Source organism: Rhizobium sp. BK379 (genome assembly GCF_014193955.1).
GTDB lineage: Bacteria > Pseudomonadota > Alphaproteobacteria > Rhizobiales > Rhizobiaceae > Rhizobium.
On the sequence record NZ_JACIAD010000006.1, the window covers coordinates 161,919 to 174,274 of the forward strand.

Annotated in this window: 11 protein-coding genes; 4 read left to right on the plus strand and 7 right to left on the minus strand. The window is 60.4% G+C overall.

The window, feature by feature from the left end:
* On the plus strand, window positions 1–1,668 hold the full coding sequence (locus tag FHT93_RS24740) for an ABC transporter ATP-binding protein (RefSeq protein ID WP_183849869.1): 1,668 nt from the start codon (window positions 1–3) through the stop codon (window positions 1,666–1,668).
* Window positions 1,669–1,690: 22 nt separating this feature from the next.
* Window positions 1,691–3,055 carry an alpha-glucosidase/alpha-galactosidase gene (locus tag FHT93_RS24745; protein ID WP_112546385.1) on the plus strand — a complete coding sequence of 455 codons (1,365 nt, stop codon included), beginning with the start codon at window positions 1,691–1,693 and terminating at the stop codon, window positions 3,053–3,055.
* 55 nt (window positions 3,056–3,110) lie between these two features.
* Here the strand turns inward: FHT93_RS24745 and FHT93_RS24750 are convergent, their stop codons facing one another.
* From FHT93_RS24750 to FHT93_RS24770, 5 genes are all read right to left on the minus strand, one after another.
* Entirely contained in the window at window positions 3,111–3,605 is a 495-nt protein-coding gene (locus FHT93_RS24750) for an RES domain-containing protein (protein ID WP_183849871.1), read from the minus strand.
* Between the two features lie 9 nt (window positions 3,606–3,614).
* Window positions 3,615–3,965 carry an MbcA/ParS/Xre antitoxin family protein gene (locus FHT93_RS24755; protein ID WP_112546387.1) on the minus strand — a complete coding sequence of 117 codons (351 nt, stop codon included), beginning with the start codon at window positions 3,963–3,965 and terminating at the stop codon, window positions 3,615–3,617.
* 72 nt (window positions 3,966–4,037) lie between these two features.
* Entirely contained in the window at window positions 4,038–5,657 is a 1,620-nt protein-coding gene (locus FHT93_RS24760) for a GMC family oxidoreductase N-terminal domain-containing protein (protein WP_183849873.1), read from the minus strand.
* 107 nt (window positions 5,658–5,764) lie between these two features.
* Window positions 5,765–6,637 carry an amidohydrolase family protein gene (locus tag FHT93_RS24765; RefSeq protein WP_183849875.1) on the minus strand — a complete coding sequence of 291 codons (873 nt, stop codon included), beginning with the start codon at window positions 6,635–6,637 and terminating at the stop codon, window positions 5,765–5,767.
* Window positions 6,634–8,346, minus strand: coding sequence for an IlvD/Edd family dehydratase (locus FHT93_RS24770; RefSeq protein WP_183849877.1), 1,713 nt, complete (start codon window positions 8,344–8,346; stop codon window positions 6,634–6,636). Before FHT93_RS24770 ends, FHT93_RS24765 begins: the two co-directional genes overlap by 4 nt.
* A gap of 220 nt (window positions 8,347–8,566) precedes the next feature.
* Here FHT93_RS24770 and FHT93_RS24775 point away from each other — a divergent pair, with 220 nt between their 5' ends.
* Window positions 8,567–9,592: a Gfo/Idh/MocA family oxidoreductase gene (locus FHT93_RS24775; RefSeq protein ID WP_183849879.1), complete on the plus strand. Its 1,026-nt coding sequence runs from the start codon at window positions 8,567–8,569 to the stop codon at window positions 9,590–9,592.
* 26 nt (window positions 9,593–9,618) lie between these two features.
* Window positions 9,619–10,290, plus strand: coding sequence for a GntR family transcriptional regulator (locus FHT93_RS24780; protein ID WP_183849881.1), 672 nt, complete (start codon window positions 9,619–9,621; stop codon window positions 10,288–10,290).
* Between the two features lie 4 nt (window positions 10,291–10,294).
* Here FHT93_RS24780 and FHT93_RS24785 read toward each other — a convergent pair whose 3' ends face one another.
* Both FHT93_RS24785 and ugpC read right to left on the minus strand, forming a co-directional pair.
* Window positions 10,295–11,281 (minus strand): PfkB family carbohydrate kinase, encoded by a 987-nt coding sequence (locus tag FHT93_RS24785; protein WP_113145110.1) that lies wholly within the window; start codon window positions 11,279–11,281, stop codon window positions 10,295–10,297.
* Window positions 11,278–12,333, minus strand: coding sequence for a sn-glycerol-3-phosphate ABC transporter ATP-binding protein UgpC (gene ugpC / locus FHT93_RS24790; RefSeq protein ID WP_183849883.1), 1,056 nt, complete (start codon window positions 12,331–12,333; stop codon window positions 11,278–11,280). Before ugpC ends, FHT93_RS24785 begins: the two co-directional genes overlap by 4 nt.
* Window positions 12,334–12,356: the final 23 nt, after the last annotated feature.

Here is a 12,356-nt window from a genome sequence, read left to right on the forward strand (position 1 = left end):
ATGGCTCTTGCTCTTGTCAGTTCCTTTGCCCCGCCCGTCCGTCACGATCACGACGGCCGCAAGGAAAGCCCTATTATCGATGCGCGCAATATCGGCGTGAATTTCAAAGTCGAGCATGGCACCGTCGAAGCCGTGAAGGATATTTCCTTCCAGCTCTATCGCGGCGAAACGATCGCCATCGTCGGTGAATCCGGCTCCGGCAAATCGGTAACGGCACGCACCGTCATGGGGCTTCTTTCCAAGCGCGCGGTGATCTCGCCGCGTTCGAGCGTCGAATATGACGGCAACAATATCCTGAAATTCTCCGAGAAGGCCCGCCGCAGGCTGCGCGGCGACCGCATCTCGATGATTTTCCAGGAGCCGATGAGCTCCTTGAATCCGATCTACACGATCGGCAGCCAGATCGTCGAAGCGATCCGCGTTCACCGCAAGATGAGCCGCAAGCAGGCCAATGCCAAAGCGCTGGAGCTTTTGAAGCAGGTGCAGATCCCCGATCCCGAAGCGCGCCTGCGGCAATATCCGCACCAGCTTTCCGGTGGTCAGCGCCAGCGCGTGATGATTGCGATGGCGCTTGCCAATGATCCCGATGTCCTGATTGCCGACGAGCCGACGACGGCACTCGACGTGACCGTTCAGGCGCAGATCCTCAACCTCATCCGCAATCTGCAGACGGAATTGCGGATGGCAGTGATCCTGATCACCCACGACCTGACGGTCGTGCGCAAGTTCTCCGACTATGTCTATGTGATGCAGCATGGCGAGATGCGCGAGCACAATGTGACCGAGCAGCTTTTCGCCAATCCGCAGCATCCTTATACCAAGCATCTTCTGGGATCCGAGCCGCGCGGCCAGGCCAACCCGCTGCCGGAGGGATCGGACATCATTCTCGACGCCCGCGGCGTACGTGTCTCCTTCATGCTGCGCCATGGCGGCTTCTTCAGGCCGGAGCTGCGCGAACTGGTTGCCGTCGACAGTCTCAATCTGATGCTGCGGCGGCACGAGACACTGGGGCTCGTCGGTGAATCCGGTTCGGGCAAGACCACCTTCGGCCAGGCTATTCTCAGGCTCAACGACACTGATAATGGAGAGATCTATTTCGATCGGCAGCCGATCCACGGCAAATCACGGGCAGAAATGCGCCCCTTGCGCTCACGCATGCAGATCGTCTTCCAGGATCCGTTCTCCTCGCTCAATCCACGCATGACGATCGGCCAGATCATCGAGGAAGGGCTTGTCGTCAACAAGCTCGGTGCCACAAAGGCCGAGCGTCTCGACCGCGTACGCGAAGCGCTGACTGCCGCAGGCATGCCGGGCAATATCCTGTCGCGCTTCCCGCATGAATTTTCAGGTGGCCAGCGCCAGCGCATCGCCATTGCGCGGGCGATCGCACTGGAGCCGGAATTCATCCTGCTCGACGAGCCGACCTCGGCGCTCGATCTGTCCGTTCAGGCGCAGATCATCGAACTCCTGCGCAAGCTGCAGGATGAGCGAGGCCTGAGCTACCTGTTCATTTCGCATGACTTGAAGGTCGTGCGCGCCCTCTGCCACCGTGTCATCGTCATGCAGCACGGCAAGATCATGGAAGAGGGACCCGTCAACGAAGTCCTTTCCAATCCCAAGACACCCTACACCGAACGGCTCGTCAAAGCCGCTTTCGAGGTAGCGTAATTTCAGAATGCCGGAGGTTCATATGGCAAATCCCAGAATAACGTTCATCGGAGCTGGCTCCACCGTTTTCATGAAGAATATCGTCGGCGATATCCTGCAGCGTCCGGCGCTGTCAGGCGCCACGATCGCGCTCATGGATATCAATCCGCAGCGACTGGAAGAAAGCGCCATCGTCGTCAACAAGCTGATTTCGACGCTTGGCGTGAAGGCAAAGGCGGAAACCTATTCCGATCAGCGGAAGGCGCTCTCGGGCGCCGATTTCGTCGTCGTCGCCTTCCAGATCGGCGGCTACGAACCCTGTACGGTGACTGACTTCGAAGTGCCGAAGAAATACGGCCTGCGTCAGACGATTGCCGATACGCTCGGCGTCGGCGGCATCATGCGCGGTCTTCGAACCGTGCCGCATCTCTGGAAGATCTGCGAGGACATCCGCGCTGTCTGCCCCAACGCCATCATGCTGCAATATGTAAACCCGATGGCGATCAACACCTGGGCGATTTCCGAAAAATATCCCGATATCAAGCAGGTCGGCCTCTGCCATTCCGTGCAGGGCACGGCGATGGAGCTCGCCCATGACCTCGACATTCCCTATGACGAGATCCGCTACCGCTCGGCCGGCATCAACCACATGGCCTTCTACCTGAAGTTCGAGCATCGCCAGCCTGATGGTTCCTACAAGAACCTCTATCCGGATCTGGTTCGCGCCTATCGCGAAGGCCGCGCGCCGAAGCCCGGCTGGAACCCGCGCTGCCCCAACAAGGTGCGCTACGAGATGCTGACGCGGCTCGGCTATTTCGTCACCGAAAGCTCGGAGCATTTTGCCGAATACACGCCTTACTTCATCAAGGAAGGCCGTGAGGATCTAATCGAGAAATTCGGCATTCCGCTCGACGAATATCCGAAGCGCTGCATCGAGCAGATCGCCCGCTGGAAGGGGCAGGCGGAAGCCTATCGTTCGGCCGACAAGATCGAGGTCAAGGAATCGAAGGAATATGCTTCCTCGATCATCAATTCGGTCTGGACGGGTGAGCCCTCTGTTATCTACGGCAATGTGCGCAACAATGGCTGCATCACGTCGCTGCCGTCCAATTGCGCGGCCGAAGTGCCCTGCCTGGTCGATGCCTCCGGGATCCAGCCGACCTTTATCGGCGACCTGCCGCCGCAGCTGACGGCGCTGATCCGCACCAATATCAATGTCCAGGAACTGACGGTCCAGGCGCTGATGACGGAAAATCCGGAGCATATCTATCATGCCGCGATGATGGACCCGCATACGGCCGCCGAACTTGATCTCGACCAGATCTGGTCGCTGGTGGACGAGCTGCTTGCCGCTCATGGCGACTGGCTGCCCGAATGGGCGCGACCGAACAAGGTCCGCGCGGCCTGAGAGGCCGTAAGGCAATCGGCGCCGGTTTAAAGTCGGCGCCGATCACACCAATCGGTTAGGACAGCCTGCCTTCGTCGTCGATCAAGGTCAGGCGGCAAGGAGCTTTATCGCTCCATTGCCACAGCACGAGATTGAGGTCGTCTGCTCTCGCCGCCGGCGCAAAGCTTCTGACCAGAAGCCCATGATAGCCGTCGGACAGGAGTTGGCGCGCAAGCATTTGCGTCCTTGCTTCGCCCTTGGCCTTCATCTCGTCGCGCCAGCTTGCTGTGGCGAGCGTTGCAGCATTGATACCGAGCCCTTGAAGGGCGGTCGCGTCCCTCGTGTCGAAGATCCGTTCGATATCGGCCTCGTAAGAGACGAGTGTCGTCGGCTGCAGGCTGCCGACCTGATTGGCCTCCCGCAGTGCCGTCAACACAGAGAGCGAGGTATAAAGCGCTGGCGTTCCCTTTGGGTTGAAGCGGCCGCCATAAAGTTCTGCGCCCCGGCCGGAGAGCGGCTGGCGTGCATAGATCGGGTTCAGTGCGCGATATAGCTTTCCTTCGTAGCGCATCGGCCGGGATCAGGCGTGGATACCGGCATCAATCGCATCGATGTAGTCGAGGACTTCCTCCGCCCGCCCGTCGCGAACGAGCTGCATAGCCGTCTGGCCGGAAAAACCTGACAGGGGCTCGGAACGATACCAGGCATAGGCCATCAGCGCCGAGCCGAAGCGGGGCTCGACCTTGTTGACGACCTCGATCATCTCGCGCAGGCGCCGTTGCGTCTTGTCAGAACGCAGGCGGTCCTTACGCTGGATCGCATCCTTGCCGAGACCTGCCGTGCGGGCAATTTCCTCGCTCGTCGTGCGAAAGGCATCGGCGATCTTGCGCGGGGCAAACAGCCCGTCATCTGCATATTGTGCCAAGCCCATGATCCATCTCCATGCCAGTATTACTGACACTATATAGCGTCAAAATGAGCGGCATTCAATAATCGCGGCGTTTTATCGATGTCGCCGGCCGATCATGTCGGCCGCCTTGGAGCCGATCGCCATGGCTGGCGCGTTCGTGTTGCCCGAGGGAATGAAGGGAATGATCGAACAATCGATCACCCGCAGGCCATCGACCCCCCGAACCTTGAGCGTGCCATCGACCACTGCCATCGGATCGTTATCCGGTCCCATGCGCAGGCTGCCGGAGGGATGATAGTTGGTCTTGACCGTCTGGCCGGCGAATTTCGTGAGCGCCTCCTCATCCTGCAGCGCCTTGCCGGGCAGGATTTCCATGGCGATCTTCGAACGGAAAGGCTCGGTTTCCAGAAGCCGTCGCGCCGTTTTCAGAGACGCCAGGGTGAGGCGCAGGTCATCGGGGTCGCCGAAGAAATTGCAGTCGACGAGCGGCTGCTCGGCCGGGTTTGCGGAGCGCAGCTTTACGCTGCCGCGCGCCTTCGGGCGAAGCAGGCAGGAGGTGAAGGTCATGCCCCAGGTCGGCTTGGCGGAGGAGACATCACGGTCGAGGTAGACGATCGGCGCGCAATAGAGCTGGATCGTCGGCCGCTCACCGCCATCGGGATCGTAGAAGAGGCAGGACTCGATGCCTGTCGTCGTCACCGGCCCGGAATCGAAGAGCAGATACTGAAGCCCGTTGCGGATCATCGGCCAGCCCTTGTCCTCGCCGAAATAGCCTGATTTGTCTTTCGTGGTGGCGATGACGGGAACCTCATGATGATCCTGCAGATTGGCACCGACACCTGGAAGGTCCGCTACCACCTCGATGCCGTGTTCGCGCAGGTGGTCGGCAGGCCCGATGCCCGAGAGCATCAGCAGCTTGGCGCTGTTATAGGTTCCCGACGCGACGAGCACTTCGCGTTCGGCCATGGCCTCATGCGTCTGGCCAGCCCGCGTATAGGAGACGCCGACGGCGCGGCCGTTCCTGATGATCAGGCGATCGACGCGGGCTTCGGTGATGATCTCCAGCCTGCTGTCGCCCGAGAGCGGATCGAGGAAGGCTTTCTTCGCATCCGAGCGTTGCGTGCGCCGGCCCCATTTGGCGAATGTGTGTTGCATGATGCCGACGCCATTCTGCCTGACGCCGTTGAAATCGGGATTGTAGGGATGGCCGAGCCCCTGCGCCGCAAGGATGAAATCCTCGGTCGTATCCGAGATATGGCGCGGCTCGGAGACGCGCAGATTGCCGGAAATGCCGTGGAATTCGTTATTGAAACGGCTGTTTGCTTCGATGCCTTTGAAATGCGGCAGCATATCCGTATAGGACCACTCTGCCCCGTTGCCGAGATAGGCGGCCCAACTGTCATAGTCCTCCTTCTGGCCGCGCATATACACCATGGCATTGACCGCACTGCCGCCACCAAGCGCTTTTGCGACCGGCACGATCGGGCCACGGCCGCCGAGTTGCGGCTGCGCCACCGTGTGGTGCATCTCGAGGAAATCGTCGCGGGCAAGGTATTTCATGTAACCGGCAGGAAAGGACATAAGCCTCGCCGTATCGCGGGGCCCGCGTTCGATGATGAGCACCGAAAATCCAAAATCCCGCACCAGCCGCATCGCGGCAACCGAGGCCGCGGATCCGCCACCAGCAATGATGAAGTCATAGCTCTTGCTCACATTTCCTCCGAACCGGGATGATGGTATCCGCCGACTCGCAATTGACTGACAAAGCGAGTGACAACAATGACATAGATGCCACTGGCGATCGTCAAGGCGCTTTGCGCTCAGCGCTCAAAGAATAGCGCTTCGGCATTCTCGATGAAGATTTTACGGGCAAGCGCGGGGTCGCCGATTGCATCCTGCATTCCATCGATCAGGTCGGCATCATCTGGCATATCGCTCCAGAGTTCGGTGTGCGGCCAATCGCTGCCCCAGAGCAGTTTTTCCGGATGGCTGGCCACAAGCGCGCGGACCACTTCGGCAAAGCCGGGATAGCCGCGGTCACGCGTCAGCCGATAGGGCGCCGTGAGCTTGATATATCCGCCGACATGATCGGCTAGCCGCTGCAGCGCCGGAAGATGCTCACGCCATGCGCGGTCGGTGAGCGGTATGAAGCCCAGATGATCGATGACGAAGCGGACACCGAGAGGCGGCAACCGCCCGGCGAGATCATCGATCTGGTCCGGATTGATCTGAAACTGCAGCGACCAGCCGAACTCACGGACGGCTGCAGCAAGCTTTTCGGCGGCTGCCAGCGGCAGGCCGCCCTTGTTGCGGGTGTTGATGCGCACACCGCGGACGCCGAGCCTGTCGAGGCGGGCGATCTCTTCGGCACTGGTCTCGGGATCGATGACGACAATGCCGCGAAGGCGTTTCGGAAAGGCAGCCAGCGCCTCGGCAAGCACCCGGTTGTCGAGGCCGTAGACGCTCGGCTGCACGAGAATGCCCCTGCCGATACCGAGCCGGTCGGCAAAGGCGATCCAGTCGGCCGTCGTCGCGATCTCTGGCGTATAGCTGCGCGGCGTGTTGAGGGGTGCGTCCGACCGGAAGACATGGAAATGCGTGTCGATCGTGCCCTGAGGCAGCGGCTTGTTCGGAAGACGGGTCAACGGCAGACGTGGCAGGCAGAATGGCGCTTCACTATCCGGCTGGCTCATTTCCGATCCAGTTCCTCATGCTGGAGGAAGTCGAAATCGACGCCTTCATCGGCCTGCAGCACGCGCGTATGGTAGAGTTTCGCATAACCGCGCACGGGCTCTGCCGCCGATATCTCTCCGAGTTCCGCCATCCGCCGGTCGAATTCGGCCTGGTCGATGGCAAGGTCAATGCGTCTCTCCTTGACGTCGAGGCGGATGCGGTCACCGGTTCTGACGATCGCCAAGGGGCCGCCGGCGGCAGCTTCGGGGGCGATGTGGAGTACGATGGTCCCGAAGGCGGTACCGCTCATGCGGGCATCGGAAATCCGTACCATGTCCTTGACACCTTGACGGGCGAGCTTGCGCGGGATCGGCAGGTATCCGGCTTCGGGCATGCCCGGCGCGCCTTTCGGACCGGCATTGCGCAGAACGAGAATATCGTCGGCGCTGACGTCAAGGTCGTCGCTGTCGATCCGCAGGGTCATGTCCTCGACGGAATCGAAGACGACCGCTCGCCCCTCGTGCTGCAGCAGGTCCTTCGATGCGGCAGATTGTTTGATGACTGCGCCGCGAGGCGCGAGATTGCCATGGAGTACGGCAATGGTGCCGATCGGCTTCAGCGGCTTTTCGACCGTGCGGATGATTGTCTGCCCAGGCTCATCGGGGGCCGCGTCGATCACCTCGTCTATGGTCTTTCCATGGACCGTCTGCTGGCTGCCGTCGATCTCGTGACGAACGGCTTTCAGCAGCGTCTGCACACCGCCGGCCTCGTGGAACTGTTCCATATAGTGCTGGCCTGATGGCTGCAGATCGACGAGAAGTGGTATGACCTTGCCCAGCCTGTCGAGCTCGGCCATGTCGAGGCGAATGCCCAGCCGCCCGGTAATGGCGGCAAGGTGGACGACGGCATTGGTCGAGCCGCCCATCGCCTGCAGGGCGACAAGACCGTTGCGGATGGCCGCTGGGGTCAGGATATCGCGGACAGTCGGCGCGTCCGGGTTGGCTGCAAGCGCGGCGGCGACGCGGCCCGTCTCTTCGGCAAGCCGTACCCGCTCGGATTCGGCCGCGGGTGCCGACCCCGCCCGCGGCAGGCAGAGACCCATCACCTCGGTCAGGTTGGCCATGGTGCTCGCCGTTCCCATGACCGTGCAGGTGCCGATCGAGCTTGCGAGCTTGTTATTGACATCGGTGATCTCCGCCTCGTCGATTTCGCCTGCGCGAAAGCGGCCCCAGAAACGGCGGCAATCGGTGCAGGCGCCGAGCCTTTCGCCCTTGTGATGGCCGACGGCCATCGGCCCTGTCGGCAGGAAGATCGCAGGGATCTCGCTGCTGGCGGCGGCCATGATCTGCGCCGGCAGGGTCTTGTCGCAGCCACCGATCAGGATCACTGAATCCATCGGCTGGGCGCGGATCATCTCCTCGGTTTCCATCGCCATCAGATTGCGTAAATACATCGAGGTCGGCGAGGCGAAGCTCTCGTGGATGGAAATTGTCGGGAAGACCATCGGCATGGCGCCGGCCAGCATGACGCCGCGTTTGGCCGCTTCGATGAGCTGCGGGACATTGCCGTGGCAGGGGTTGAAATCGCTGTAAGTATTGGCAATCCCCACGATCGGGCGATCGAGGGCATCGTCCGAATAGCCCATTGCCTTGATAAAGGCCTTTCGGAGGAAAAGGGAAAAACCCTGATCGCCGTAACTCGTCAGCTTGCGACGAAGACCGCTCGACATTGTTCCTCCCTCGTCCCTTAAATTGATCTCAAGCCTAGTGGGATATGCAGGATTGTCAATAAATAAGATATGGCGACATGCATGCGGATCAGCTTGGGCGGCGATTTTTATAAAGAAAACTCAATATAATTCACGATATTTTCCGTTTTTTATCTGCATTACGCATTGGCTTTCCGGCCGGTGGCGCTTAGATTATCGATAAAATAGGGTGTGGTGATTTATGGAAGAGATCAGGCGAAGGCGTGTAGGGATTATTGGCGCCGGCTGGGTGAGTGAATATCATCTGCCGGCATGGGCAAAACAGTCGGCACGCGCCGAGATCGTCGCGATCGCCGATCCCTCCACCGAGGCGCGCGAGGCCAAAAGCCAGCACTTCGGCATTCCACGCGCTTACGCGACTGCGGAGACGATGCTGGCGAATGAAGCGCTCGATGCGGTCGATATCTGCGCGCCGCGCGAGGCCCATGTTGCGCTTGTGCGGCTTGCCGCGGCAAGGGGCCTCGATATCATCTGCCAGAAGCCGCTCGCGCCGAACTACGATCAGGCCGCTGCTCTCGTTGCCGGTCTGCCGCCGTCGATCCGGTTGATGGTGCATGAGAACTGGCGGTTTCGCGCTTATTATCGCCGGCTGAAGGCATGGCTGGAGGAGGGCATCGCGGGCGCCGTCAGGCAGGTCCAATTCGAATTCCTGTCGAGTGGGATGATTGCAGACGGTGAGGGCAGAAGGCCGGCGCTCGTCCGCCAGCCGTTTTTCCGCACACAGGAACGCCTTCTTGTCATGGAGGTGATGATCCATCACCTGGATACGCTGCGCTACCTGTTCGGCGAGATGGAGGTTGTTGCCGCACATCTCGAGCGCAGCAATGACGACATTGTCGCCGAAGATGTTGCGTCCGTCGTCCTGCGCCGTCTGGACGACGGGGTGATGGTCACTGTAAACGCCAATCTCGCGGTGCATGGCGCTCCGCCGGCGCCGCGTGACCATCTGCGGGTTTTTTGTACACAGGCGACGCTGGAACTGGACGGCATCAGTCTTTCGGCGAAGGGGCAAATCCAGCGCCTGGAGGAATTTGATGCGGATGCGGTCTATCAGGGCGCCTATGATGCAACGATCGCGCATTTCCTCGACGGGCTGGAGGGGCGTGCGGCGATGGAGACTGTTCCCGACGATAACATGAAGACGCTGGCGCTGGTTGAAGATATCTATCGGCTGAGCCGGTTCGACGCTCGAGGTAAACCGCGATAAGATGGCCAGCCGCCGGAGGATTATGGATGCAGATGCTTGACGATATAAGTGAAGGCGAGATCGAACACGACGACCTGAGCATCGCGCGCGCCCTTGAGGAAGACATCATCTTCGGACGGCTGGCGCCAGGCACGCGGCTGACCGAAGACACGCTGCTGGCGCGCTTCCATGTCACCCGCCATTTCGCCCGCCAGGCGATTGTCCAATTGGAGGCGATGGGCATTGTCGTGCGCGAGCGCAATAAGGGTGCCACTGTCCGTTCGCTGACCCCTCGACAGGTGCAGGAAATCTATGACGTGCGCGAGCTGCTGCAGCGGCAGGCCGCGCTCTGGATTCCATTGCCGGCACCCGACGAGCTGATCGCTGAACTGACGGTCCTGCATGAAGAGCACGGCCGGCATGTGGAATCCGGCTATCTGCGCGGCGTGCACGAGACGAACGACCGGTTCCACCTGACGCTCTTCGGGGCCTGTGGCAATTCCCATCTCGTCCAGTCGATCGAACTCTATATGCGCCTCAGCCTGCCGGTACGTGCCAATTCCATGTCCAGCAAGGAATCGCTGCAGATCTCACACGAACATCATCGGCTGATGATCGATATGCTGAAAGGCAGGGACAACTGGGTACTGGCGCAGCTCTGTGTCGATCACCTGCAGCCGAGCAAGAAGCGCTACCTCGCCTATGTGAGCGAAAACTGAGGTCCTAGATGGATTGGCCGGCAATCATATCGGCTGCCGCCGTTGGCGTGCGATCGCCTTCCCCCAGCAAAGCCGAAACCTCGGCACGCTGCGGTGCGCCGAGCCGCCCGCCAAAGGTGCTGCATTTCAACGCTGCGGCGGCAGAGGCCATCCGGATAGCCGCATTTGTCGTCAATCCCTCCGTGACCGCCAACGCATAGGCGCCATGGAAAATATCCCCGGCCGCCAGTGTGTCGACCGTCTTGACCCGAAATGCAGGCACATGTGCGACGTCAGCTGTTTCTTCGTTCCACCAATAGCTGCCGCGCTCCCCGGCGGTGACCACGATCAAGGCCTGCGGATATTGCGTCTTGAGATGCGGTACCATGCCGGCCGGATCGTCGATCTGCGAAAGGCTACCGGCTGCCGGCTCTGAAAAGATGATGTGGTCGGCATGTTTCGCCAGCATGTCGATGATGCGAGGCGCAGCGACATCGCCATCCAGGATTGCGGGCTTTCCGGCTGCCCTTGCTGCTTGCAGGACCTTCAGGGCAAGAGCGGGCCAGCGCACATCCACCATGACGGCATTGAACGCCGCGAGATCGTCGGCCGTGACCTCCTTAACGTGTTCGTGCAGTCGCGGATCGTAGAAGGGAACGATCAGCCTTTCGCCATCGTCGTCGATGAGGATCGTCGAAACGGCCGAACGGGCGCCGGCAACCCGGGCGCTGCCGCCGACATCAATTCCCGCTTGTTCGAGCTCTGACAGGATCTGCTGGCCGGCCGGATCGTCGCCGACTGCGCCCCACAGGCTTGCAAGACCACCGAGGCGCACGATCGCATAGGCCGCACTGGAAGCCATGCCCTCGGCCACTTGCAGCATTTCGTAGGGCAGAACCTTACCCGGCGTCTGCGGGATCGTGCGGACACGAAACAGTGTATCGAGCACGGCAGCACCGACGCAGAGCACGTGGCGCGGCTTGCTGCCCGCATCGGAGAAGGTCGGGGTCAAATGCGTCGGCCAGTTGACTTGTCGAAGAGATGGACACTTGCCGGATCGATCGCGATCGAAACTGTATCGCCGTACGCGATTGCCAGCCGTTCACGGAAGAGGCAGGAAATCTGTTCGCCATTGCAATCCAGCTTGGCGAAGATTTCCGATCCCGTTCCCTCGACGATTTCGGCACGGCCGCCAATGCCGCCTTGGCTGGCGCGAATATGTTCGGGACGGATACCGTAGACAAGCTGACCAGCGGGTGGTGCGCTCTTGATGTTTTCCGGCAGTGGTAAGATGAGGCCCATTTCGGTGCGGAAGACACCTTCTTCAATCCTGCCGTCGATGAAATTCATCGAGGGCGAGCCGATAAAGCCGGCGACGAAGAGATTGGCGGGGCGGTCATAGAGTTCCAGGGGAGCGCCGACCTGCTCGATGACGCCATCATGCAGAACAACGATCTTGTCAGCCATCGTCATCGCCTCGATCTGGTCGTGGGTGACATAGATCGTCGTCGTCTTGATACGCTGATGCAGCGATTTGATTTCGGCGCGCATCTGCACGCGCAGCTTCGCATCGAGATTGGAAAGCGGCTCGTCGAACAGGAAGACTTGCGGATCGCGCACCAATGCTCGGCCCATGGCGACACGCTGACGCTGGCCCCCTGAGAGCTGTTTGGGATAACGGTCGAGCAGCTTTTCAAGGCCAAGGATGTTAGCCGCCTTAGTGACCCGTTCGGAAATCTCCGACGTGTCGGCCTTTTTCAGCTTCAGAGCAAAGCCCATATTGTCGGCGACGCTCATATGCGGATAGAGCGCATAGTTCTGGAAGACCATTGCGATATCGCGGTCGCGGGCCCTCAGGTTGCTGACGTCACGAGCACCGATCCGGATTTCGCCGTCGCTCATTTCCTCCAGGCCGGCAATCATGCGCAGCAGGGTGGATTTGCCGCAGCCGGACGGACCGACGAGCACAACGAATTCTCCGTCGGTGATATCAACGCTGATGTCCCTGATGACATTGACGGCGCCAAAGCGTTTCTGGACGTTTCGAATATTCACATTTGCCATGTTGATGGTCCTTTGAATGCCTG